The 24333-nt window shown below is 72.4% G+C and carries 22 protein-coding genes; 16 read left to right on the top strand and 6 right to left on the bottom strand.

Features of this window, described 5'->3' with window-relative positions:
• Positions 1-69: 69 nt before the first annotated feature.
• From QIT00_RS09775 to QIT00_RS09760, 4 genes are all read left to right on the top strand, one after another.
• Complete coding sequence (locus QIT00_RS09775) at positions 70-1278, top strand: quaternary amine ABC transporter ATP-binding protein (protein ID WP_282534766.1); 1209 nt, start codon at positions 70-72, stop codon at positions 1276-1278.
• Entirely contained in the window at positions 1271-3892 is a 2622-nt protein-coding gene (locus tag QIT00_RS09770) for an ABC transporter permease/substrate binding protein (RefSeq protein WP_282534765.1), read from the top strand. The genes QIT00_RS09775 and QIT00_RS09770 overlap by 8 nt, the downstream gene beginning before the upstream one ends.
• 302 nt (positions 3893-4194) lie before the next feature.
• On the top strand, positions 4195-4740 hold the full coding sequence (locus QIT00_RS09765) for a helix-turn-helix domain-containing protein (protein WP_282534764.1): 546 nt from the start codon (positions 4195-4197) through the stop codon (positions 4738-4740).
• The gene (locus QIT00_RS09760; RefSeq protein ID WP_282534763.1) at positions 4737-5477 is read left to right on the top strand and encodes a helical backbone metal receptor; all 741 of its coding nucleotides are present in this window, start codon (positions 4737-4739) and stop codon (positions 5475-5477) included. The genes QIT00_RS09765 and QIT00_RS09760 overlap by 4 nt, the downstream gene beginning before the upstream one ends.
• A gap of 39 nt (positions 5478-5516) precedes the next feature.
• Here QIT00_RS09760 and QIT00_RS09755 read toward each other — a convergent pair whose 3' ends face one another.
• The gene (locus tag QIT00_RS09755) at positions 5517-6644 is read right to left on the bottom strand and encodes a TDT family transporter (RefSeq protein ID WP_282534762.1); all 1128 of its coding nucleotides are present in this window, start codon (positions 6642-6644) and stop codon (positions 5517-5519) included.
• Between the two features lie 70 nt (positions 6645-6714).
• Here QIT00_RS09755 and QIT00_RS09750 point away from each other — a divergent pair, with 70 nt between their 5' ends.
• Entirely contained in the window at positions 6715-7710 is a 996-nt protein-coding gene (locus tag QIT00_RS09750; RefSeq protein WP_282534761.1) for a LysR family transcriptional regulator, read from the top strand.
• 108 nt (positions 7711-7818) lie between these two features.
• On the opposite strand, the gene QIT00_RS09745 is transcribed toward QIT00_RS09750, so the two are convergent.
• The 3 genes from QIT00_RS09745 to QIT00_RS09735 all read right to left on the bottom strand — a co-directional run bounded on the left by QIT00_RS09745 (position 7819) and on the right by QIT00_RS09735 (position 11084).
• Positions 7819-8517, bottom strand: coding sequence for a gamma-glutamyl-gamma-aminobutyrate hydrolase family protein (locus QIT00_RS09745; protein ID WP_282534760.1), 699 nt, complete (start codon positions 8515-8517; stop codon positions 7819-7821).
• A 31-nt stretch (positions 8518-8548) separates the two neighbouring features.
• Positions 8549-10009: an ethanolamine permease gene (gene eat, locus QIT00_RS09740; RefSeq protein WP_282534759.1), complete on the bottom strand. Its 1461-nt coding sequence runs from the start codon at positions 10007-10009 to the stop codon at positions 8549-8551.
• A gap of 343 nt (positions 10010-10352) precedes the next feature.
• Positions 10353-11084, bottom strand: a complete 732-nt coding sequence (locus QIT00_RS09735; RefSeq protein WP_282534758.1) for a FadR/GntR family transcriptional regulator — start codon at positions 11082-11084, stop codon at positions 10353-10355.
• Positions 11085-11161: 77 nt separating this feature from the next.
• Between QIT00_RS09735 and QIT00_RS09730 the strand changes: the two genes are divergently transcribed.
• From QIT00_RS09730 to QIT00_RS09715, 4 genes are all read left to right on the top strand, one after another.
• Entirely contained in the window at positions 11162-12565 is a 1404-nt protein-coding gene (locus tag QIT00_RS09730) for a glutamine synthetase family protein (protein ID WP_282534757.1), read from the top strand.
• An 8-nt stretch (positions 12566-12573) separates the two neighbouring features.
• Entirely contained in the window at positions 12574-13947 is a 1374-nt protein-coding gene (locus tag QIT00_RS09725; protein WP_282534756.1) for an aldehyde dehydrogenase family protein, read from the top strand.
• 5 nt (positions 13948-13952) lie between these two features.
• On the top strand, positions 13953-14768 hold the full coding sequence (locus tag QIT00_RS09720; RefSeq protein WP_282534755.1) for a 3-oxoacyl-ACP reductase: 816 nt from the start codon (positions 13953-13955) through the stop codon (positions 14766-14768).
• A gap of 98 nt (positions 14769-14866) precedes the next feature.
• Positions 14867-15775 (top strand): DUF2510 domain-containing protein, encoded by a 909-nt coding sequence (locus QIT00_RS09715; RefSeq protein WP_282534754.1) that lies wholly within the window; start codon positions 14867-14869, stop codon positions 15773-15775.
• 142 nt (positions 15776-15917) lie between these two features.
• On the opposite strand, the gene QIT00_RS09710 is transcribed toward QIT00_RS09715, so the two are convergent.
• Positions 15918-17126: an amino acid deaminase/aldolase gene (locus QIT00_RS09710; RefSeq protein WP_282534753.1), complete on the bottom strand. Its 1209-nt coding sequence runs from the start codon at positions 17124-17126 to the stop codon at positions 15918-15920.
• Between the two features lie 195 nt (positions 17127-17321).
• Here QIT00_RS09710 and QIT00_RS09705 point away from each other — a divergent pair, with 195 nt between their 5' ends.
• From QIT00_RS09705 to QIT00_RS09695, 3 genes are read left to right on the top strand one after another with little or no spacing between them, the layout of a single operon-like run.
• On the top strand, positions 17322-18833 hold the full coding sequence (locus tag QIT00_RS09705) for a hypothetical protein (RefSeq protein WP_282534752.1): 1512 nt from the start codon (positions 17322-17324) through the stop codon (positions 18831-18833).
• Positions 18830-20017 (top strand): type VII secretion-associated serine protease mycosin, encoded by a 1188-nt coding sequence (gene mycP, locus QIT00_RS09700; protein ID WP_282534751.1) that lies wholly within the window; start codon positions 18830-18832, stop codon positions 20015-20017. Before QIT00_RS09705 ends, mycP begins: the two co-directional genes overlap by 4 nt.
• 25 nt (positions 20018-20042) lie before the next feature.
• A complete protein-coding gene (locus QIT00_RS09695) occupies positions 20043-20780 on the top strand; it encodes an SseB family protein (RefSeq protein ID WP_282534750.1) in 738 nt (245 codons plus the stop codon).
• Positions 20781-20814: 34 nt separating this feature from the next.
• Here QIT00_RS09695 and QIT00_RS09690 read toward each other — a convergent pair whose 3' ends face one another.
• Complete coding sequence (locus QIT00_RS09690; RefSeq protein ID WP_282534749.1) at positions 20815-21186, bottom strand: DUF1844 domain-containing protein; 372 nt, start codon at positions 21184-21186, stop codon at positions 20815-20817.
• A gap of 633 nt (positions 21187-21819) precedes the next feature.
• Between QIT00_RS09690 and infC the strand changes: the two genes are divergently transcribed.
• The 4 genes from infC (at position 21820) to QIT00_RS09670 (ending at position 24309) form a co-directional block, all read left to right on the top strand.
• Positions 21820-22467, top strand: a complete 648-nt coding sequence (gene infC / locus QIT00_RS09685) for a translation initiation factor IF-3 (RefSeq protein WP_282534928.1) — start codon at positions 21820-21822, stop codon at positions 22465-22467.
• A 114-nt stretch (positions 22468-22581) separates the two neighbouring features.
• Positions 22582-22776: a 50S ribosomal protein L35 gene (gene rpmI / locus QIT00_RS09680; protein WP_004933563.1), complete on the top strand. Its 195-nt coding sequence runs from the start codon at positions 22582-22584 to the stop codon at positions 22774-22776.
• A gap of 101 nt (positions 22777-22877) precedes the next feature.
• Entirely contained in the window at positions 22878-23264 is a 387-nt protein-coding gene (rplT, locus tag QIT00_RS09675) for a 50S ribosomal protein L20 (RefSeq protein WP_282534748.1), read from the top strand.
• Positions 23265-23469: 205 nt separating this feature from the next.
• Positions 23470-24309 carry a TrmH family RNA methyltransferase gene (locus QIT00_RS09670; protein ID WP_282534747.1) on the top strand — a complete coding sequence of 280 codons (840 nt, stop codon included), beginning with the start codon at positions 23470-23472 and terminating at the stop codon, positions 24307-24309.
• The last annotated feature ends 24 nt before the right edge of the window (positions 24310-24333 follow it).

Genomic DNA, 24333 nt, shown 5'->3' with positions numbered 1-24333 from the left:
GATTCCGCGCCGCTCCACGGCCCGCCGGCGGGGGAGGCGGGCCGTCTCACGTACGAACCGAGAGGCTTTATGTCCAGGCTGCAGGCCGAGCACCTCTACAAGGTGTTCGGCAGACGACCCGACGACGCGGTCCGCAGGCTCGAAAGCGGCGCCGACCGTGACGACCTCCGCTCCGAAGGCACCACCGCGGCGGTGATCGACGCCTCGTTCACCGTCGAGCCGGGCCAGATATTCGTCGTCATGGGTCTGTCCGGATCCGGCAAGTCCACGTTGCTGCGCATGCTCAACGGACTGCTCGAGCCGACCGCGGGCCGGGTGCTCTTCGACGGTGAGGACATCACGCACCTCACCGCGCGCGGGCTGCGCGAGGTCCGCTCGAAGAAGATCAGCATGGTCTTCCAGCACTTCGCCCTCTTCCCGCACCGCAGCGTCCTGGAGAACGCCGGCTACGGCCTCGAGGTGCAGGGCGTCAGCCGGAGCGAGCGCGAGGAGCGCGCCACCGAGGCGCTGCGCCTCTGCGGCCTGGAGGGCTGGGAGAAGTCCTGGCCCGACGAGCTGTCCGGCGGTATGCAGCAGCGCGTCGGCCTGGCCCGCGCGCTCGCCACGGACGCCGACCTGCTGCTCATGGACGAGTCGTTCAGCGCCCTCGATCCGCTGATCCGGCGCGATATGCAGGACCAGCTCCTGGAGCTGCAGAAGACCCTGAAGAAGACCATCGTCTTCATCACCCACGACCTCAACGAGGCCATGCGTCTCGGCGACCAGATCGCAGTCATGCGGGACGGCCGGATCGTGCAGATCGGCAGCTCCGAGGACATCCTCGTGCGGCCCGCCAACGACTACGTCGCGTCCTTCATCCAGGACGTGGACCGCTCGCGTGTGCTCACCGCCGGTGCCGTCATGGAGCCGGTCGACGGTGCCGCCGACGCCGTGCGCGCCGCCGCGCCCGCGACGGTCGACGAGGACACCCCGCTGGTCGAGCTGTTCGCGCTGTGCGCCACCACCGACGCCCCCGTCGCCGTGGCCGACGCCGCGGGCGAGCTCGTCGGCCAGATCTCGCGGACGTGCCTGCTCGCCGCGCTCGGCGAGGAGAGCTCGGCCGGGGCCGCCGTACCGCAGCAGCGGAACGAGGCGCCGACGCTCACCAAGCAGGCCGACAAGGCCGGTGACGCCGAGCCCGAGGACCGGAAGCCCGTCGAGGACCGGAAGCCCGTCGAGGACGTGAAGCCCGACGAAGGCGAGGCCGGCGAGGCCGAGGAGGTGGCCGCCCATGCCTAGGATCCCCCTCGGAGACTGGGTCAACAGCGGAGTCAACTGGCTCCTCGACCACATGAACTGGCTGTTCGACGCCGTCAAGGCGGTCGTCACGGGCCTCTACGACGGCATCATGGCCGTCCTGTCCGCCCCCGAGCCGCTGCTGCTCGTCGGCATCTTCGCCGTGATCGCGTTCTGGCTGCGCGGGCTGCTCGCCGGTGTGCTCACCGTCGCGGGCTTCGGGCTGATCATCTCGATGGAACTCTGGGACAACGCGATGATCACGTTGTCCCTGGTGCTCGTCGCCACGATCATCGCGCTCGTCATCTCGGTGCCGCTCGGCATCTGGGCGGCGCGCTCCAGCACCGTCAGCGGCATCGTCCGGCCCGTCCTGGACTTCATGCAGACGCTGCCCGCGATGATCTACCTGATTCCGGCCATCCTGTTCTTCGGCCTGGGTGCTCCCGCGGGCATCATCGCTACCCTGATCTTCGCCCTGGCCCCCGGCGTCCGCATGACGGAGCTGGGCATCCGCCAGGTCGACAAGGAACTGGTCGAGGCGGCTGAGGCGTTCGGCACCACGCCGCGCAACACGCTGCTCCGCGTCCAGCTCCCGCTGGCCCTGCCGACGATCATGGCGGGCGTCAACCAGGTCATCATGCTGGGCCTGTCCATGGCCGCGATCGCGGGCATGGTCGGCACCCAGGGCCTCGGCGGTGACGTCAACCAGGCCATCGGCCAGCTCGACGTCGGCCTCGGCGCCGAGGCCGGTATCTCCATCGTCATCCTCGCCATCTACCTCGACCGCATGACCGGTTCGCTCGGCAGCCAGGTCTCCCCGCTCGGCCGTCGCGCCGCCGCCAAGGCACGCGCCGCCCAGGGCCTGAAGATCTGGAGCTACCGTCCGCGCCCCGCGTTCGCGGTCATCGGCGTCGTGATCCTCGCCCTCGTGGCGGGCGGCATGAACTTCATGGGCAAGTCCGACACCGAGGCGGCCGGAGACGGCACGAACGTCGGCCAGGGCAAGAAGATCTCCATGGGCTACATCCCGTGGGACGAGGGCGTCGCCTCCACCTTCCTCTGGAAGGAGATCCTGGAGCAGCGCGGCTTCAAGCCCGAGGTCAAGCAGCTCGAGGCCGGACCGCTCTACACCTCGCTCGCACAGGGCCAGCTGGACTTCCAGACCGACGCCTGGCTGCCCACCACGCACGCGGAGTACTGGAAGAAGTACGGCTCCAAGCTGGAGGACATGGGCGACTGGTACGGCCCGACCTCCCTGGAGCTCACCGTGCCCTCGTACATGAAGGGCATCGACTCGCTCGAGGACCTCAAGGGCCAGGGCAAGAAGTTCAAGGGCAAGATCATCGGCATCGAGCCCAGCGCCGGCATGATGAAGCTCCTCAAGGACAAGGTGCTCAAGGAGTACGGCCTTGAAGGCGAGTTCCAGGTCGTCGACGGCTCGACGCCCGCGATGCTGGCCGAGCTGAAGCGCGCGTACGCCAAGAAGGAGCCCATCGTCACCACGCTGTGGTCGCCGCACTGGGCGTACAGCGACTTCGACCTGAAGAAGCTCAAGGACCCGAAGGGTGCCTGGGGCAAGGGCGACCAGGTGCACACCGTGGCCCGCAAGGGCTTCGGCGCCGAGAACCCCGAGCTCGCCAAGTGGCTGAAGGACTTCAAGCTCACCGAGAAGCAGCTCACCAGCCTCGAGTCGCAGATCAACAAGACCGGCAAGGGCAAGCAGCAGGAGGCCGTCCGCGCCTGGCTGAAGAAGAACCCGGGTCTGGTCGACAAGCTCGCCCCCGTCCAGAAGAAGGCGCCCACCGAGGGCGGCAAGGGCGAGGCCGCGCGTCCGGTCAACGTGGCCTGGTTCCCGTGGGACGAGGACGTCGCCGTCACGTACCTCTGGAAGAACGTCCTGGAGAAGCGCGGCTACACGCTGAACCTGAAGCAGTCCGACGTCGGCCCGGTCTTCGCCGGACTCTCCCAGGGCTCCCTGGACGTCAACTTCGACGCCTGGCTGCCGACCACGCAGAAGCAGTACTGGGACAAGCACAAGAACGACCTGACCAAGCTCGGCTCCTGGTACAGCCCGACCTCCCTGGAGATCGCGGTCCCCTCGTACGTCAAGGGCGTGAAGTCCATCGAGGACCTCAAGGGCCGCTCCGGTGAGTTCAACGGCAAGATCATCGGCATCGAGCCGGGCGCCGGGATCATGACCAAGATGAAGGACAAGATCCTTCCGGGCTACGGCCTCGACAAGGAGTACGAGCTCGTCGAGGGCTCCACCCCGGCGATGCTGGCCGAGCTCAAGCGGTCGTACGCCAAGAAGGAGCCGGTCGCCGTCCTGCTGTGGACGCCGCACTGGGCCTACAGCGAGTACGACCTGACCAAGCTGAAGGACGGCAAGGGCCTGTTCGGCGAGGGCGACAAGCTCTACAACATCGCCAACAAGAACTTCCCGAAGCAGTACCCGCAGCTCTCCAAGTGGCTGAAGAACTTCAAGATGAGCGAGGAAGAGCTCGCGAGCCTGGAGAACGAGATCAAGAAGCGCGGCAAGGGCGAGGAGGAGGAAGCCGTCGCCGCGTGGATGAAGGACCACCCGGGCATGGTCGACCGGATGGCACCGATCGGGTAACCCGAGCGCACCGCACCGCCCGAGGGGTGGGTCTGCCCAGGCCGTACGGCCTGCGGTGAGGCCCACCCCTCGGGGCTTTTCGCGGCCGCCCGCAGCGCAGAAGCCGCCGACTGATCTTCTGACGCACACTGGAAGGGTGAACCAGACGGTGTACGGGCCGTGCCTCCGGCCGGTACGGTCCGAGCCCGGCTGGTTTGCGACGGGTGCCTGAAGCAGCAGGACCGTTGGCAGGGCGCTGGCCGAGCTGCTTGCGTAGGGTGCTGAGACAGGATCGGACCGAAGCGACAGAGGGGGGCCGGACCATGGACGACAAGGAATCCGCGCGGGTCGGCGTGGCCATCCGGCGCCGCCGCCGCGCGCTGAGCCTGACGCTCGCCGCGGTGTCGGGGCGCAGCGGCCTGTCGGTGCCCTTCCTCAGCCAGATCGAGAACGAGCGGGCGCGCCCCAGTCGTACGTCCCTGGAGCGCGTGGCGGACGCCCTCGGCACCACCGCCGTCGAGCTGCTCTCCGCCGCCGACGCCGAGCGCACCGTCGAGGTGGTCCGGGCCGAGGCCGAGCAGCCGGTGCCGAGCACGCGCCGCCTCGTGCACGGCCACCACCAGCTGCACGCACTGGAGTTCGTCGGAGACCACGACGCCGGCCGCGAGTTCCAGCACCGCAACGACGAGCTGATGTACGTCGCCGAGGGCGCCGTGGAGGTCGAGGCGGAGGGCCGCGCGTACCGGCTGGCGCGCGGTGACTCGATGTTCCTGTCCGGCGGTGTGCGACACCGGTGGCGGGCCGCGGTGCCCGACACACGTGTCCTGGTCGTCGCCGTGGGTGAGCACATCAAGGCCGAGCCGGAGTGAGTCCGCGCCGGGTCGTCTCGCTCGTGCCCTCGCTCACCGAGGCGGTGGCCCACAGTGCGCCCGGCCTGCTCGTCGGCGCCACGGACTGGTGCAGTCACCCGGCGGACCTGGACGCGGCGGGCGTCGTACGCGTCGGCGGTACGAAGAACCCCGACGTCCCGGGCATCGTCCGCCTCGCCCCCGACCTGGTGATCGCCAACGAGGAGGAGAACCGCGCCCCGGACCTCGCCGCGCTGCGCGCCGCCGGGCTAGACGTCCTCGTCACGGAGATCCGCGACCTGCCGTCGGCGCTGCGTGAACTGGAGCGGGTGCTGGTGCGGGGGTGCGGCCTCGCCCGGCCGCCGTGGCTGGACGAGGCGGCCGCCGCGTGGCAGTCGCCGCCGGAACCTCTCGGCGCCCGCGCCGTCGTCCCGATCTGGCGCCGCCCGTGGATGGTCCTCGGCCGCGACACCTTCGCCGGCGATCTCCTGGCCCGGCTCGGCGTCGCGAACGTGTACGCCGGGCACGCCGACCGCTATCCCCGCGTCCCGCTCGACGCGTTGCGGGCGTCCGGGGCGGATCTGGTGGTCCTGCCGGACGAGCCGTACCGCTTCACGGCCGAGGACGGCCCCGAGGCGTTCCCCGGGCTGCCCGCCGCGCTGGTCGACGGGCGCCAACTTACGTGGTACGGGCCGTCGTTGGTGCATGCGCCCGCCGTACTCGGCGCGCAGCTGCGGGCGGCGCTCACGGCCCGCTGAGGAGGTCGTACGGGCTCGCGTACGGGCTCGCGTACGCGCTCACGCACGCGCGGGCGCGGCAAGCAGCCGACCCGCGAGCAGCCCCCGGAGCGTGGCGGTCGCGGCGATCAGCCAGGCGGCGACCAGGAAGACGTACAGCGCGGTCGCGAGCCAGTCGTACGCGGCGAGGCCCGTGTGCCGGGCCAGGCCCGCGGCGCCCGTGACGCAGGTGCCGACCGGGAACGTGAAGCCCCACCACGTCATGCTGAAGCGCAGTCCGGCACGGGCGGCGCGGACCACCATCGCGAGCGCGATCGCCAGCCACAGCAGCGCGAACCCGAGCACCGGCACGCCGTACACCACGGCGAAGGACTCGAAGGCGCCCGCGTACGAGCCGCCGATGGCGGCCGGGGCCACGTCGGCCAGGGAGTTGACGGCGGTCGTGGACTGGCCGAGCGGGCCGAGGACCAGGAACAGGGCGGGCGTCAGGGCGAGCGGCAGCGGGCCGTGCACCACGAGCCGGCCGAAGATCAGCGGCAGGATGAGGAGCGTGGCGAGCAGGCTCAGGCCGAACATCGCGTAGCTGCCGAGCAGCATGGCCTCCTGCCACTGGCCGGCCGGGAGATGCGGCAGCAGCAGCGGACCCTGCGCGGCCGACACCATCGGCGCCACCACGGGCAGCAGCCACACCGGCGACGCGGTGCCCGGGTCGACCTTGTGCCGGGTCACCATCAGATACGGGATCGCGGCGGCCGCGACCAGGCCGATCGCCGTACCGGCCGTGAACAGCACCACGTCGACGGCGACCGCCGTGCGCTCGCCGAGGACGCCCCCGCCGAGTGTGAGCGTGCCGCCGCCGACCGCGAGCAGCGCCATCGAGAGGCAGCCGTAGAACGGCGCCACCGCCGGGTCGAGCAGATGCGCCCTGGCCTGGTCCCGGTGGCGCAGCCAGTGCCCGGCGCGGGCCACGAGCAGCACCGCGAGCAGCAGTGCGGACAGCGCCCACACGGCGACGGCGGCGGCGTGCGGCACCGGGGAGGGCAGGGCGGCCCCGGCCGATGCGACGATCGCGGTGCCCATGACGGCCGCGTACCAGTTGGGGCCGAGGTAGCGCAGGGGGGAGGTGGTCCTGTGGTCCGCCGCGAGAGTGGGGGCGGGAAGGTGCTGCGGGTGCGCGTAGCTTGCCATGGCCTCAGCGTCCCGCCGCCGTCCTGCCCTCACCAGGGGGGATGTTGCTATGAGGGCATAAGCTGGAGTTATGAGCGACAGGCGGGACGAGGGGACGGCGGCGGGCGTGACGGGCGCGGCGAACGGCTGGGGGAACGGGACCGGGGATTCGGCGGGGGACGCGCGTCTCGCCCACCGGGTGCCCGAACTCGGCGCGCTGCAACTGCTGCTCGCCGTCGCCCGGCTCGGCAGCCTGGGCCGCGCGGCCGCGGAGCTCGGCATCAGCCAGCCCGCCGCGAGCAACCGGATCCGGGCCATGGAACGGCAGTTGGGCGTCGGCCTGGTGGAGCGTTCGCCGCGCGGCTCGCGGCTCACCGACGTGGGCGTGCTCGTCACGGACTGGGCGCGCCGCGTCGTCGAGGCCGCCGAGGCGTTCGACGCGGGCGCGCAGGCGCTGCGGGACCGCCGCGACTCCCGGCTGCGGGTCGCGGCGAGCATGACCGTCGCCGAGTATCTGATGCCCGGCTGGCTGATCGCGCTGCGCCGGGAGCGGCCGGACACCGCGGTGTCCTTGCTCTCCGGGAACTCCGCGGCCGTCGTGGAGCGGCTCCTCGCCGACGAGGCCGACCTCGGCTTCGTCGAGGGGCTGACGGCGCCGCGGGGCCTGCGCGGCGCGGTCGTCGCCCGGGACCGGCTCGTCGTGGTCGTCGGGCCCGACCACCCGTGGGCCAGGCGGCGCGCACCGCTGGCCCCGGCCGAACTCGCCGCCACCGGGCTGATCCTGCGCGAGGAGGGCTCCGGCACCCGGGAGGTCCTGGACGCGGCACTCGCCGAGCACGGCGGCCTCGCCGCGCCCCTGCTCGAACTCACCTCGACCACCGCGCTCAAGGCGGCCGTCGCCAGCGGCGCGGGCCCGGCGGTGCTCAGCGAACTCGCCGTGGCCGAGGAGCTGGCCGCGCACCGGCTCATCCAGATCCCGGTCGAGGGCGTCGACCTGCGCCGCGCCCTGCGCGCGGTATGGCGCTCGGGCCAACGGCCCACGGGCCCCGGGCGGGACTTGCTGTCGCTGACGCGACGGGCTCAGTGAGGTCTGGGGGGCTTGGGAGGTCTGAGGAGCCCAGCGAGTCGGCAAGACCCGAGGAGCCCAGCGAGCCCTGAGCCCCGCAAGACCAGAGGAGGCAGCGAGCCCGAGGGCTCAGTGGGCCCGAGGTGGGCCCGAAGCTTCCACCAGTGCTCGCATCACCCGCACGTCCACCCCCATCTCCGGATGCCACTGGACCCCCAACACCCAGGCGAGTCCGGGCAGTTCGACCGCTTCCACCGTGCCGTCGGCCGCGTATGCCGAGGCCACGAGGTTTCGGCCGAGGCGGTCGACGGCCTGGTGGTGGTACGTCGGTACGTGGCCCTCGTCCGGCACGATCGAGGCGTACCGCGTGCCCGGCACCGGCTTGACCGGGTGGCTGCCGAAGACGCCCTTCTCGGCGGCGTGCCCTTCCAGGTGCTGGACGAGGGTGCCGCCGAGGGCGACGTTCAGGAGCTGCATGCCGCGGCAGATGCCGAGCAGGGGGGTGCCGGAGGCCAACGCGGCGTCGATCAGGGCGAGTTCCCAGCTGTCCCGGGCCTGGTTCGGCGGGCCGCTGCGCTGCTCGGGCGCGGCGCCGTACCGCACCGGCTCGACGTCCTCGCCGCCCGCGATCACCAGACCGTCGACGCGGGCGACGGCGGCCGCCGCGTGCGCCGGGTCGTCCGGCGGCAGCATCGCGGCGACGCCGCCCGCCGACTGCACCAGGCGCGGATAGCCGGCCGGCAGCAGCGCCGTCTCCAGGTCCCACACGCCCCAGCGCGCGCTCGCCTCCAGATAGGTGCTGACCCCGATCAACGGCCTGACAGCCACCGCTCACGCTCCCTCGTCGCCGTACGGCGCTCTAGTTCCGTTCCAACTCTGCCTCGGCCGCGGCCAGCGCCGCGAACTCTTCCTCCGGCGCCCGCGCGACCAGATGCCTGCGGCTGTAGAAGCCGAAGTACCCGATCGCCACCACGTACACCCCGAGCGCGATGAACGCCGCCGTCACGTCGACCAGGAACGTCGCCACCAGCGCCGCGCACGCGAGGACCAGCGCGACCGACGAGGTCAGGACGCCGCCGGGGGTGCGGTAGGGGCGGTCGAGGTGCGGCTCGCGGCGGCGAAGGACGATGTGCGAGAGCGACATGAGGGCGTACGAGATGGTGGCGCCGAAGACCGCGACGTTCAGCATGCGCGCGCCGTTGCCGCTGGCCGCCGCGAGGGCGAAGCCGATCGCGCCCGGCACCAGAAGGCCCAGGTAGGGGGCCTTGCGGCGGCTGGTCAAGGAGAGGAACTTGGGCAGATAGCCGGCCCGGGAGAGCGCGAAGAGCTGCCGCGAACCGGCGTAGATGAGCGAGAAGAACGACGCGACCAGGCCGGCGAGACCCGCGTAGTTGACGATCCGGCTGAGCGTGGTCGGCTCGCCGTCCGGCTGCAGCGCCTCGACCAAGGGGTTGCCCGCCGACTGGATCGCGGCGGAGCCGCGGGCGCCCGCCGCGGCGAAGAACGTCAGCAGGGCCAGGCAGACCAGGATCAGCATCGACCAGCGGATCGCCTTCGGCAGCGTACGCGCCGGGTCCCGGGTCTCCTCGGCGGCCAGCGGCACACCCTCGACGCCGAGGAAGAACCACATCCCGAACGGGAACGCCGCCCAGATGCCCAGAATCCCGTACGGCAGCCAGGAGTTGGCGCCGAACGCCTCCGGGTCCACCTTGATGTCGTTCAGGCCCGACGCGTCGAACTCCGTGAACGCGCCCACCGCGAAGACGAGCAGTGCCGCCACCGCGATACCGGTCACCACGAAGCTGAACCGCAGCGCCTCGCCGACGCCCCACAGGTGGATGCCGATGAAGATCACGAAGCAGGCGAGGGTCAGCGGCCAGCCCGACTCCAGGCCGAACAGGCCGAGGGACTCGACGTAGTCGCCGATGAAGATGGAGATGGCGGCCGGGGCGAGGACGTACTCGATGAGGATCGCCGTACCCGTGAGGAAGCCGCCCCAGGGGCCGAGGGCGCGGCGCGCGAAGCCGTAGCCGCCGCCCGCCGTCGGCAGGATCGAGGACAGCTCGGCGAGCGAGAAGACCATGCACGTGTACATCACGCCCATGAGCACGGTGGCGATGGCCAGTCCGCCGAAGCCGCCCTCCGCGAGGCCGAAGTTCCAGCCGGAGAAGTCACCGGAGACGACGTACGCGACGCCCAGGCCGGTGAGCAGGAGCCAGCCGGCGCTGCCGCGGCGCAGCGCGCGGCGCTCCAGGTAGTCGTCTGTCGGCGTGCCGGGTGGTGCGGTGGTGTGTTCGCGCTCGGGCCGTGCTTGCGTCATGGCAGGGGCTCCCGCGTCGGTCAATGGAGTGGTTCCATACCTTTGCGGTGGGGGCGGGTGCGGCGCAAGGCCTGCGGCGCTTTTTCTCCCCTACCCGCCCCTTCCCGAAGTCCTGCCGGACGGGCCTCCTCAAACGCCGGAGGGGCTCAATTATGCGGGCCAAATTCAGCCCCTCCGGCGTTTGAGGAGCGGGGGTCCGGGGGCGGAGCCCCCGAAGCGCCGCAGGCTTTTCGGGAAGGGGCGGGGAGGGGAAAGGAATCAGCCCGTCCGGCGCCTGAGGGCGAGCCCGCAGGGCGATCGGCGGTGACCGAGTCGACGGGGCGGGGCCGCGGCCCGGGAACCCCTACGCCAAGAACCCCCGCAACAGCGCCGCCGTCCCGCAGCAGTGCTCCCGCATGACCCGCCGCGCAGCCCCCGCATCGCGGTCCAGCACCGCCGCCACCAGCGTCGCGTGCTGCTGCTGCGAGTGCTCCAAGTTGCGTACGAGCAGCGGGATGCAGTCGAGCAGATCGTTCACCGTGGCCCGGACCGCCGCATACTGCCCGGCAAGGGTCGGCGAACCGGACAGCTCGGCGAGCGTGAGGTGGAAGAGGGTGTCGAGGCGCCGGTACTCCGCGAGCGGAGCGTCCTGCGTCGCCGCCAGCGCGTCCAGGAGGCGGTCCTCCTGCTCCTTCGACAGGCGGCCCTGCCCCGCACACAGCTCGGCCGCCCCCGTCTCCAGGACCTCGCGGAAACGCAGGACGTCCTCCAGGTCGACGTCCTTCAGGCGGCGCCGCAACTCGTCCTCGCCGCCCGCGCCGCCGTCGCGGGGCAGCACGAACGTGCCGCCGTACCGCCCGCGCCGGCTCTCCACCAGGCCCTGGTCCTGCAGCACCTTGAGCACCTCGCGCAACGTGACCCGGCTGATGCCGAGCTGCTCCGCCAACTCCCGCTCCGCGGGCAGCCGTTCGCCCGCGGGCACGAGGCCGAGCCGGACCACCTGGAGGATCTGCTCCAGCGCCTCCTCGAAGCCGTTGCCCGCGCGGACCGGGCGCAGGACGCGCGGGAGGCGCTGCGCTCCCTCGGTCGTGGACATCGAGCGTTTCCCCCTTCCCAAGGAATGGTTCTCATGCATACCTTAAAGCCTCCGGACCGCCCAAGGAGGAGACCCCCGTGGCAGACCGCACACCGCCGCTCACCGTCGAGGAGCTGCGCGCCCTCGTCGCGAGCGGCGAGATCGACACCGTCGTCCTGGCCTTTCCGGACATGCAGGGGCGCCTTCAGGGCAAGCGGTTCGCCGCCCGCTTCTTCCTCGACGACGTCCTGGAGCACGGCACGGAGGGCTGCAACTACCTGCTCGCCGTGGACGCCGAGATGAACACCGTCGACGGATACGCGATGTCCAGCTGGGAGACCGGCTACGGCGACTTCGCGATGGTCCCCGACCTCACCACCCTGCGCCGGGTCCCGTGGAACGACGGCACCGCGATGCTGATCGCCGACCTCGCCTGGAACGACGGCTCACCCGTGGTGGCCGCCCCCCGGCAGATCCTGCGCCGCCAGCTCGACCGGCTCGCCGAGCTCGGCTACACCGCCCAGGTCGGCACCGAGCTGGAGTTCATCGTCTTCAAGGACAGCTACGAGCAGGCCTGGGACGCCGACTACAAGGGCCTGACCCCGGTCAATCAGTACAACGTCGACTACTCCGTCCTCGGCACCGGCCGAGTGGAGCCGCTCCTGCGCCGGATCCGCAACGAGATGGCGGGCGCGGGCCTCACCGTCGAGTCGGCCAAGGGCGAGTGCAACCCCGGTCAGCACGAGATCGCCTTCCGCTACGACGAGGCCCTCGTCACCTGCGACCAGCACGCGATCTACAAGACCGGCTCGAAGGAGATCGCCGCCCAGGAGGGCCTCTCCCTCACCTTCATGGCCAAGTACAACGAGCGCGAGGGCAACTCCTGCCACATCCACCTCTCGCTCGCCGACGCCGACGGCACCAACGTGATGCCGGGAGACGGCGGATGGGGGTCCCCCCTGCTCGAGCGGAGCCGAGAGCTTGGGGGAGGCATGTCGCCCGTCATGCGCCACTTCCTCGCAGGCCAGCTCGCCGCACTCCGCGACTTCTCCCTCCTCTACGCCCCCAACATCAACTCGTACAAGCGGTTCCAGCCGGGCTCGTTCGCGCCGACGGCCGTGGCCTGGGGGTACGACAACCGCACCTGCGCCCTCCGCGTCGTCGGCCACGGCCGCTCGATGCGGTTCGAGAACCGGCTGCCCGGCGGCGACGTCAACCCGCACCTCGCGGTCGCGGGCCTGGTCGCCGCGGGCCTGTACGGAATAGAGCAGCAGCTCGAACTCCCCGAGGCCTGCCCCGGCAACGCCTACACCGCCGACTTCGAGCACGTCCCCACCACCCTCAGGGAGGCCGCCGAACTCTGGGAGAACAGCCCCATCGCCAAGGCCGCCTTCGGAGACGAAGTCGTCGCCCACTACCGCAACATGGCGCGGGTCGAACTCGACGCGTTCGACGCCGCGGTGACCGACTGGGAGCTGCGCCGCTCCTTCGAACGCATGTGAGGCCCCTGTTGTCGTACGAGCACCACGTACTGAACCCGGCCACCGAAGAGCTGGTCGCGACGGTCCCGGCGACCACCGTGCACGAGGTCGACACGGCCGTCGTACGGGCCGCCGCGGCCCAGCGGACATGGTCCGCCCTCGCCCCCGCCGACCGGGCGCGGGCCCTGCGCCGCTTCGCCGTGAAGGTCGACGAGCACCTGGAGGAACTGGCCCGGCTGGAAGTCCGGGAGGCCGGGCACACCATCGGCAACGCCCGCTGGGAGGCGGGCAACGTCCGCGACCTCCTCGACTACGCCGCCGGGGGAGTGGAACGTCTCAGCGGCCGCCAGATCCCCGTACCCGGCGGCCTGAACGTCACCCTCCTCGAACCCCTCGGCGTCGTCGGCGTCATCGCGCCCTGGAACTTCCCGATGCCGATCGCCGCCTGGGGCACCGCACCCGCGCTCGCCGCGGGCAACGCCGTCCTCCTCAAGCCCGCCGAGACCACCCCGCTCACCGCCCTGCGCCTGGCCGAACTCGCCCTGGAATCCGGCCTTCCCGAGCACCTCTTCCAGGTCCTGCCGGGCGCCGGGGACGTCACGGGGAACGCGCTCGTCGAGCACCCCGGCGTCGCCAAGATCGTGTTCACCGGCTCCACCCGCGTCGGCAAGCAGATCATGGCCACGTGCGCGGACCGCGTGAAGCGCGTGACCCTCGAACTCGGCGGCAAGAGCCCCAACATCGTCTTCGCCGACGCGGACATCGAGGCCGCCGCTGCCGCCACCCCGATGTCCTTCCTCGACAACTCCGGCCAGGACTGCTGCGCCCGCACCCGCGTCCTCGTGCAGCGCTCCGCGTACGACCGCTTCATGGAGCGGCTCGGCCCGGCCATCGAGTCGGTGGTCGTCGGCGACCCCGCCGAGGAGAAGACCCAGATGGGCCCGCTGATCTCCAAGGTCCAGCTGGAGCGGGTGCGTTCGTACGTCACCGGCGACCTGGACACGATCACCGGCAGCGCGCCCGAGGGCCCCGGCTTCTGGTTCCCGCCGACCGTCGTCACCGGCGTCGACCCGGCCGCGCCCGTCGCCGCCGAAGAGGTCTTCGGGCCGGTCGCCGTGGTCCTTCCGTTCGAGGACGAGGCGGACGCGGTGCGGCTCGCCAACGCCACCGAGTACGGCCTCTCCGGCTCGATCTGGACCCGGGACTCGGGGCGCGCGATCCGCGTCTCGCAGGCCGTCCGCGCGGGCAACCTGTCCGTCAACTCGCATGCCAGCGTGCGCTATTGGACCCCGTTCGGCGGCTACCAGCAGTCCGGCCTCGGCCGCGAACTCGGCCCCGACGCCCTGACCGCCTTCACCGAGACCAAGAACGTCTTCATCAGCACGGAAAGCACGGAGGCCTGACGCACATGACCGACCAGACTGTGACCTCTCCTGGGGGTGCCCCCCAGACCCCCGTCTGCCGCCGCCTCGTCGGCCGTACCGCCGTCATCACCGGGGCGGGCAGCGGCATCGGCCTCGCCACGGCCCGCCGCCTCGCCTCCGAGGGCGCGAACGTGGTGTGCGCCGACATCGACGAGCGTGCGGGCAAGACCGCCGCCGAGGAGGTCGGCGGCACCTTCGTGCAGGTCGACGTCACCGACGCCGAGCAGGTCGAGGCGCTCTTCAGGACCGCGTACGACACGTACGGCAGCGTCGACATCGCCTTCAACAACGCCGGCATCTCGCCCCCCGACGACGACTCGATCCTGGAGACCGGCCTGGAGGCGTGGAAGCGCGTCCAGGAGGTCAACCTCACCTCGGTCTACCTCTGCTGCAAGGCCGCCATCCCGTACATGCGCGAGCAGCGCCGCGGCTCCATCATCAACACCGCGTCGTTCGTGGCGCGGATGGGCGCGGCCACCTCGCAGATCTCGTACACCGCGTCCAAGGGCGGCGTCCTCGCCATGTCCCGCGAGCTCGGCGTGCAGTTCGCCCGCGAAGGCATCCGGGTCAACGCGCTGTGCCCCGGGCCGGTCAACACCCCGCTGCTCCAGGAGCTGTTCGCCAAGGACCCGGAGCGCGCCGCGCGCCGCCTCGTGCACGTCCCGGTGGGCCGCTTCGCCGAGGCCGAGGAGATCGCCGCGGCGGTCGCGTTCCTCGCCAGCGACGACTCCTCGTTCGTGAACGCCACGGACTTCCTCGTCGACGGCGGCATCGCGGGCGCGTACGTGACGCCGCTGTAGGAGGGCCGCCCCAGGACGCCGTACGGGCCGAGAGCCCTGCTCGTACGGCGTCCGAGGGCTCCCTCCCCGCCGGGCGGCACCCCACTTAAGGTGTGCGGATGAGCATGACGACCCCGCCCGGCTGGTTCCCGGACCCCGCGGCACCGTCCCTGGAGCGCTGGTGGGACGGCGCCGCGTGGACCGAGCACACGCGCGCCGCGGGCCCACCCGGCGCGGTGCACACCGGACCGCCGCAGGCCCCTGCCCCGACCGGTGAGGCGTCCGGCCGGGCCAAGGTCGTCGCGCTCGGCGCCGCCGGACTCGTGCTCGTCGCCGCGATCGTCACCGGCGTCTTCGTCCTCGGCGGCGGGGGCGAGCCGGGCCCCGGCCCCGGTCCGACCGCCTCCGCCCCGGAAAGCCCCACCAACCCGGCGACGACACCGACGACACCGACGACACCGACGACCCCGGCGGCCTCGCCGACCGCGAGCCCCACCGCCGACGCGGACGTCCTGGTCGACCAGCTGAACGGCGTCTCGCTGCCCCTCCTCGACGGCTGGGAGCGCGCCGAGCGCCCCGCCGACCGGGTGCCCACCGCGGTCACGCAGGACGAGTACGACTGCCCCGGCACCACCGCCCTCTGCAGGACCGGCCGGGTCGGCACGTACTCCGTGACCGCCGACGGCAACGCCTCCGCCCGCAGCGTCGCCGAGCAGGACATCGCCGAGGCCGCGGAGCTCGCGTACGACCGCGACAGCATCGGCCGCAGGCCCTACAACGGCATGAAGGACCACCGCGAGGTCGACTCGGGACGCGTCGAAGTCGCGGGCGCCGCAGGGCACTTCGTGCGCTGGCGGGTCACCACCGCGTCGGGCCCCGGCGGATACGTGCAGTCCCTGGCCTTCCCGGCACCCTCGGGCGGCGCGGGCAGCATGGTCGTCGTCCGCTTCGCCTTCGACGCGGGCCCCGACGGACCCCCGCTCTCCGCCATCGACCGGATCACCCGCGGGATCCGCCCCACCCGCTGAACGGCCCGGGCCCGTCTCCGGATCTTTGCGGGCCGCGCCGCCTGCCTTCGGCCGGGAGATGTTCCCGGGTACGCGCCGCCAGCCTCCGGCCGGAGGGCACCCACTGATCAGCGAAGACCGGGGAGACGTGCCCCAGGGCCCGTCAGAGGAACGTCCGGCCCTCGCCCCGGTACGTCGGCACCGATTCCGTGACCCGGTCGCCCTCGACCAGGTGCAGCTGCTCGAAGCGCTCGCACAGCTCGCCCGCCTTGGCGTGCCGGAACCACACCTTGTCGCCGATCAGCAGATCGTCGGCGGGCGAGCCGAGCAGCGGCGTCTGCACCTCGCCCGCGCCCTCCTGCGGGTCGTACCGCAGGCCCTGCGGCAGATGCGGCACCGGCAGCCGGTCGCGGCCCGCCGCACCGGACGCCGGATAGCCGCCGCCCAGAACCGTCACCACACCCACACCGGGCCTGCGCACCACCGGCTGCGCGAACAGGGCCGCCGGACGGCCGCTGAACGACGTGTAGTTGTCGAAGAGCCGCGGGACGTAGAGCCCCGAGCCCGCCGCGATCTCCGTGACCGCCGCCTCCGCCGCCGTGTGCTGCACGCTGCCCGTGCCGCCGCCGTTCACGAACTCCAGGCCCGGCTCGACGGCCCGCACCGCGCGCACCACCTCCGCCCGCCGCGCCGCCAGCTCACGCCGCGCCGCCGCCTGCATGGCCCGGATCGCCCGCGAGCGCACCGGCCGCCCGGCGAGCAGATCGCCCACCCCGGCCACATGCCCCTCGTACGCCATCACACCCACGAGCCGGAACCCCGGCCTGCGCGCCACCGCCCGCGCCAACTCGGCGACCTGCGCGGGGGAGCGCAGCGGCGAGCGGCGCGCACCGATCCGCACCCGGCCGCCGAGCAGCCGCAGGGCCGTGTCCAACTCCAGGCAGACGCGCACCTCTTCACGCCCCCGGTCGCCGTCCCGCGCCGCGTCGATCAGCCGCAACTGCGCCGGGTCGTCCACCATCACCGTGACCGCCGCGGCCAGCTTCGGGTCGGCGGTCAGCTCCGCGAAGCCCGCACGGTCCGCCGACGGATACGCGAGCAGTACGTCCTCGAAGCCCGAGCGGGCCAGCCACAGCGACTCGGCGAGCGTGAACGACATGATCCCCGCGAACCCGTCCTTCGCCAGGGCCCGTTCGAGCAGCGCACGGCAGCGCACCGACTTGCTCGCCACCCGGATCGGCTTGCCGCCGGCCCGGCGCACCAGGTCCGCGGCATTGGCGTCGAACGCCTCCAGGTCCACGATGGCGACGGGGGCGTCGAGGTGGGCGGTGGCCCGGTCGTAACGGGCGCGATCTGCAGCGAGAGCCGTCATGAACGCAGCCTGCCAGACCGCTCTACCCAGGGGTAGGGGGATGATCCGGACAGATCACCCGTGGCCCTCGGACGGGTTCCCGCCCGGCCTGCATCAGCCCGTAGAGTGACGCGCAGGCAGGGAAGAACGGGCCTGTCTCCGACCGCTGTACCCGACGGAGGTCGAACAGAGCCCGCGCTCGAGGACGGGGGGTGCATGAGCACAGACGCGCGCAGTGCCGGAGTCCCCCCGCGCCCCTCCTCGCCGCCCCCGCCCAACCCGTCGACCCGGCTGCCCGACGAGCCGCCCCGCACCGAGACCGCCGTCCCGGTCCACCGTGCCGATGCCGGACAGCGCCCCGAACCGGCCGACCCCACGCCTCCGCAGCGCCCGAATCCGACGGTCGGCGCCCCCGTACAGCCCTCTGCGCCCGCGCCCGCGAACGGCCCCGCCACCCCGGCTGTCCCCCCGCTTCCCGCCGTCCCGCCGCAAGGCCCGCACACCACCCGCGGCGCACACGGTCCCGGCGGCGCGGGACGCGCGCAGGGTGGCGAGGCCGCCGGAAGCGCCCAGGGGCCCGCCGGTGACGGAGGCATGCCGAGCCCCGGCGGCACCGGCCGTATCCCCGCGCAGCCCGCGCCCCCTGCGGCCCCCGCCCCGCGCCCCAGCGAGACCACCGCGCGGCTGCGGCCCGTGCCCCCGGCCCCCGGCGAGCAGCCCGCGCGCCGCGGCGGCTCCGCACCCCTGCCGCCCGAGACGCCGCTGCCGCCCGAGACGCCCCTGTCGCCCGAGACGCCTCGGCATCCGCAGCCGCCGCCGCGCCCCACGGAGCCGCCCCGCCCCGCCCCGCGCCGCCGCCCCGTCGGCTCCGTCGACCTCACCCCGCAGCCCGGCGCCGGCCGCCCCATCCACTTCGGCCGGCCCGCCGTCTTCGACGACCGCACCGCGCGGCTGCGTCCCGTCCCGGCCCGCACCAAGCCCCGCCTCGCCGCCGTCGCCGCCTGCCTCGTGCTCGGCTTCGGCCTCATCAGCGGTGCGGTGACCGGGAGTTGGCTCACCGGCGAGGCCGACGGCGCCCCCAGCGCCGAGCGCGTCTACAGCGCGGCGGGCGCCGCCTGGCACAACGAGAAGGTCGACACGCTCTTCCCGCCCCGCGTCAAGGGCGACGGCGCGGGCCCCGGCGGCGCCGACCGCGTCTGGACCCGGATCGCCGTCGCCCCCGACAGCGGCTGCAAGGACGCCCTCGACCCGCTCCTGCGCAAGGCACTCCAACCCGTGGGCTGCGAACGGCTGTTGCGCGCCACGTACACCGATGCGACGCGGAGCTATGTCACCACCGTCGGCATGCTCTTCACCAGGGCCGACGCACCCTCGATGGGCTCCCTGCGCACCCGCTTCACCGAGGAGGGCCTGGACCGGCGCGACGACCTGATGCCACGGCCGTACGCGAAGAAGGGCACCGTCGCCGCCTCCTTCGGGGACGAGCAGCGGGCCAGCTGGACGGTCTCGGTCCTCACCGACGCCCCCGTCGTCGTCTACGCCGTCTCCGGCTTCGCCGACGGCCGCGAGGTCTCCGAGCCCGAGCCCGCCGCCGAGGCCATGAAGTCCGGCGCCACCAGCGCCCCGGCCCAGTCCGGCCTCGGGCACGAGGCGAAGGGCCTCGCGGACCAGGTGGAGCGCGCCCTGCGCAAGACGGCCAAGGCGGCGTCGGAGAAGGAGCCGTCATGAGCGCCCGTACGAGAACGACTTCCCGCCGCGTCGGCCCGCTGCGCAAGGGCGGCACGCTCCTCGCCGCCGCCGCGCTCGCCCTGCTGCCCGCCGCCACCGCCCGCGCCGACGAGATCCGTGCACAGGAGTGGGGCCTGGCCGCGCTGAACACCGCCGAGGCCTGGCAGAGCACCCGCGGCGCGGGCATGACCGTCGCCGTCCTCGACACCGGCGTCGACGACCAGCATCCCGACCTGAAGGACAACGTCCTGCCCGGCAAGGACATGATCGGCTTCGGCGCCACCCGCGGCGACCGCCCCTGGGCCCGGCACGGCACCGCCATGGCCGGAATCATCGCAGGTCACGGCCATGGCACCGGAAACGACGAGGGTGTGCTCGGCATCGCCCCCGAGGCCAAGATCCTGCCCGTGCGCGTGATCCTCGAAGACGGCGACAAGTCCCGCAAGAAGGCCCGCTCCACCCGCGCCGGCGCCCTCGCCCAGGGCATCCGCTGGGCCGCCGACAACGGCGCCGACGTCATCAACCTCTCCCTCGGCGACGACAGCGAGTCCGCCCACGCCGACGCCACCGAGGACGCCGCCGTCCAGTACGCCCTGAAGAAGGGCGTCGTCGTGGTCGCCTCCGCCGGCAACGGCGGCGAGAAGGGCGACCACATCTCCTACCCGGCCGCGTACCCGGGCGTCATCGCCGTCGCCGCCGTCGACCGGTACGGCGACCGCGCCCCCTTCTCCACCCGCCGCTGGTACGCCACGGTCAGCGCCCCCGGCAAGGACATCGTCATAGCCGACCCGGACCGCGAGTACTACCGCGGCTGGGGCACCAGCGCCGCCTCCGCCTTCGTCTCCGGCGCCGCCGCCCTGGTCCGCGCCGCCCACCCGAACCTCCGGCCCGCCCAGATCAAGCAGCTCCTTGAGGACACCGCCCGCGACGCCCCCGACGGCGGCCGCGACGACTCCCGCGGCTACGGACTGGTCGACCCCGCCGCCGCCATCGAGGAGGGCGGCGAGCTCAAGCCCGAGAAGCTGAGCCCGGCGGCCTACCAGGACGAGTACTTCGGCGGCGGCCCGGACCCCGACCCCGACGACTCCGTCGCGGCCTGGCTCGGCCCCCTCGCCGGCAGCCTCGGCGCGGTCTGCCTGGTCGCGGCCGTGGTCCTGTGGCGCGGGCGCCGCGAAACGTACTGAACCGCCCCCGGTAAGGTCGAGGACCGTGGCGAACAAGAACATCCCGGACTCCGGCTTCTCCGACGACGACGGCTCCGCCGACCCGAAGCTGAGCGCGGCCCTCGCGGCCTGGGCCGCACAGCGCACCCAGGACACCGGCCGCGCCGTCCTGGAGAACCTCCCCGGCACCCGGCTGCTCGTCCCCGTCGTCGCCGTACTCGGCGAGGTCGAGACGGACGAGAACGGCCTGCGCCGCGAGAAGACCAGCGACATGGCCGTGCCGATCCTGAAGGCCGGCGACCGCAGCGCCCTGCCCGCCTTCACCTCCACCGAGGCCCTCGCCCTGTGGGACCCCGAGGCCCGCCCCGTCGCCGTACCGCTGCACCAGGCCGTGCAGGCCGCCGTGCACGAGAAGGCCGACACGATCGTCCTCGACGTCGCCGGACCGGTGCCCTTCGAACTGCCGCGCCCCGCCCTGCTCGCCGTCGCCGAGGGCCGCACCTCCACCGACCCGCTCGCCGACCCCGCCGTCACCGAGGCGGTACGCGCGATCGTCGCCGCCGAGCCCGCGGTGCTCCGCGCCCACCTCGGCCCGGGCAGCGCCGACGGCACCCTCGCCCTCGTCCTCGGGCCCGACCTGGCCCCCGCCGAGGCCGCCCGCCGCATCGCAGGGGCACTCGCCGCCGACGAAACGCTGAGGGCCCGCCTGGTACGCGGCCTCGACCTGGCACTCCTGCCCGCCGAGGCGACGCCACCGGGCGAGCCCCTCTACGTACGCGCCTGATTACGCGCGCCTGACTACGTATGCGCGTGAGCCCTCAGCCGAAGACCGGGCCCGTGTACTTCTCGCCCGGGCCCTGACCCGGCTCGTCCGGCACGACCGACGCCTCGCGGAACGCCAGCTGCAGCGACTTCAGGCCGTCCTTCAGGGGAGCGGCGTGGAACGAGCTGATCTCGGTGGTGCTCGCGTCGAGCAGTCCGGCCAGGGCGTGCACCAGCTTGCGGGCCTCGTCCAGGTCCTTGTGCGCGTCGCCCTCCTCGGTCAGGCCGAGCTTCACGGCGGCGGCGCTCATCAGGTTGACCGCGACCGTCACGATCACCTCGACCGCGGGGACCTCCGCGATGTCACGGGTCATGGCGTCGAAGTCGGCGGAGGTCTCTTCGCCGGGGGCGGGGGTCGCGTCGCTCATGGCTTGCTTCTACTTCCTGGCTGCTGCTACAGAGGGTTCCGGCGGCTGCCGGGCGCGCACCAGCCTAGGCCCCAGGCCCTGTCTTCGATCTCCCGCCTGCCCCGCGACGCCATGCAGGCACTCTCGCCGCACCGGGCAATGGCCCAAGTAGCTCCTTCCCCAAGCTCTCGGCTTCGCTCGAGCAGGGGAGACCCCAATCGAGGCCCTTCGCCCGGCACGCCGAGAGCACGCACCTGACGCCGCAGGGCCGCCCTCCGGGCGACGACGGGAGATCGAGGACAGGGCCTGGCACCGGCGTGGCGTCCGCGCCCCCGAACGCTGGTATGCTGGTGAACCGACCGGCCGGACATGTCTGGTTTCCTCGCTGAAGGAAGCAGTCGCACCGGCCCACAAGTGGAGGCTCCGCTCTCCCACCTGATCGCCCCCAGGGCGGCGGGTCACCGGTCCGACGGCCACCTCGAGTGGCGGTCCTCGCGCCCCGCGTACGACGCGGCGGTGCTCCGGTAAGTGATGGAGCCCCGCATGTGATCGTCTCCGGGGCATTTTTCTTGCGCCGGCGCGGTTAGGTCTTACGAAAAGAGACGTTACGCGGCAGTCCGCCAGGCCGTCGCGTGGTGCTACCGAGGAGGATCCATCAGCGCCGAGCCCCGCATCAACGACCGGATTCGCGTTCCCGAAGTGCGACTTGTCGGTCCTAGCGGCGAGCAGGTCGGGATTGTTCCGCTTGCCAAGGCCCTTGAGCTTGCTCAGGAGTACGACCTCGACCTCGTCGAGGTGGCGGCGAACGCCCGTCCGCCCGTCTGCAAGCTCATGGACTACGGGAAGTTCAAGTACGAGTCGGCCATGAAGGCCCGTGAGGCGCGCAAGAACCAGGCGCACACGGTCATCAAGGAGATGAAGCTCCGGCCGAAGATCGACCCGCACGACTACGACACCAAGAAGGGTCACGTCGTCCGGTTCCTCAAGCAGGGCGACAAGGTCAAGATCACGATCATGTTCCGTGGTCGCGAGCAGTCCCGGCCGGAGCTCGGCTTCCGACTGCTGCAGCGTCTCGCTTCGGACGTCGAGGACCTCGGGTTCATCGAGTCCAACCCGAAGCAGGACGGCCGAAACATGATCATGGTTCTCGGTCCGCACAAGAAGAAGACCGAGGCGATGGCCGAGGCCCGTGAAGCCCAGGCGGCCCGCAAGGCGGACGCCCCCGGCACCACGACCCGCCGGGACCGCGCGGCGGACGAAGAGCCCGCCGCGGAGTCTGCCCAGGAATCCGCCGAGGCCTGATCCGAGACCTGGGGTGCGAGCCCCGGACGTCCCGGACGCAACCGATACAACTGACGCTCCCGCCTGCCCGACCGGGCTCGGTGGGAGCGCCACTGACGAGGAGAGAACGGCGCTATGCCGAAGAACAAGTCGCACAGCGGTGCCAGCAAGCGCTTCAAGGTCACCGGCTCCGGCAAGGTGCTCCGTGAGCGCGCCGGCAAGCGCCACCTGCTCGAGCACAAGTCGTCCCGCGTGACGCGTCGCCTCACCGGCAACGCCGAGATGGCCCCGGGCGACGCCGCGAAGATCAAGAAGCTTCTCGGCAAGTGACGTCGCGGCCCCCGAGGCAGGGGGCCGGACGCCAGGACCGGGACCTATTCGACACCGGGCCGTGTGACCACACCCACGGCCCCGCTACAAGGAGTTAACAAGTGGCACGCGTCAAGCGCGCAGTCAACGCGCACAAGAAGCGTCGGGCGATCCTCGAGCAGGCCAGCGGCTACCGCGGTCAGCGTTCGCGCCTCTACCGCAAGGCGAAGGAGCAGGTCACCCACTCCCTCGTCTACAACTACAACGACCGCAAGAAGCGCAAGGGCGACTTCCGTCAGCTGTGGATCCAGCGCATCAACGCCGCTGCCCGCGCCAACGGCATCACCTACAACCGCTTCATCCAGGGTCTGAAGGCCGCCAACATCGAGGTGGACCGCAAGATGCTGGCCGAGCTCGCGGTCAACGACGCCGGTGCGTTCGCCGCGCTGGTCGAGGTCGCGCAGAAGGCGCTGCCGAGCGACGTCAACGCGCCGAAGGCTTCCGCCTGAGTTTCGGGTTGAGCTGAGCCGTGTCGGACCCGCAGACCCCTTGTGGTCTGCGGGTCCGAGTGCGTTCGGCTTCTCGTCTGCCGTCGACCGTTGATTGCCGTCTGCCGCGCCGTCGTGGCTTGTCGCGCCCCGCGCCGAAGCCGCTGATGTCACAGCCCCGCGCCCCTGAAAAACAGGGGCCCAGCCTTTAGCTCAAGGTGAATGCATGGGTGCCGTACCCGAGTTGATCTCCCCCCGCTCCCCGCGCGTCAGTGCCGCGCGGCGGCTCGGCAAGCGGAACTTCCGCGGCAAGGAGCGGCTGTTCCTCGCCGAAGGGCCGCAGGCCGTACGGGAAGCCGCCGGGCATCGCGGCGACGCCGGGGCGACGCTGGTCGAGCTGTTCGCCACCGTCGAGGCCGCCGAGCGGTACGCCGACATCGTCGGGGCCGCGCGCGACGGCGGCGCCCGGGTGCACCTCGCCGACGAGGCCGTGATCGCCGACATCTCCACCACCGTCACGCCCCAAGGGCTCGTCGGCGTCTGCCGGTTCCTCGACAAGCCCTTCGCCGAGATCCTCGCCGCCCGGCCCGAGCTGGTCGCCGTACTCGCCCACGTGCGCGACCCCGGCAACGCCGGCACCGTGCTGCGCTGCGCCGACGCCGCGGGTGCCGACGCCGTGGTCTTCACCGACGCCTCCGTCGACCTCTACAACCCGAAGGCCGTACGCGCCTCCGTCGGTTCGCACTTCCACCTGCCGGTGGCCGTCGGCGTACCCGTCGAAGAGGCCGTGACCGGCCTGCGGGAAGCGGGAGTTCGGGTGCTCGCCGCCGACGGGGCCGGGGACCGGGACCTCGACGACGAGCTCGACCACGGCACCATGGGCACCCCGACCGCCTGGGTCTTCGGCAACGAGGCCTGGGGCCTGCCGGAGGAGACCCGCGCACTCGCCGACGAGGTGGTGCGCGTACCCATCCACGGCCGCGCCGAGAGCCTCAACCTCGCGACGGCCGCCGCCGTGTGCCTCTACGCCTCCGCGCGCGCCCAGCGCACCGGGAAGCCCCGCTGAAGGGGTCCGCTGCGTTACCCCGAA

The sequence above is a fragment of the Streptomyces luteolus genome (genome assembly GCF_029968015.1).
GTDB lineage: Bacteria > Actinomycetota > Actinomycetes > Streptomycetales > Streptomycetaceae > Streptomyces > Streptomyces luteolus.
Note: the sequence above shows the minus strand (reverse complement) of the source record. Positions and strands in the feature narration are given on the sequence as shown.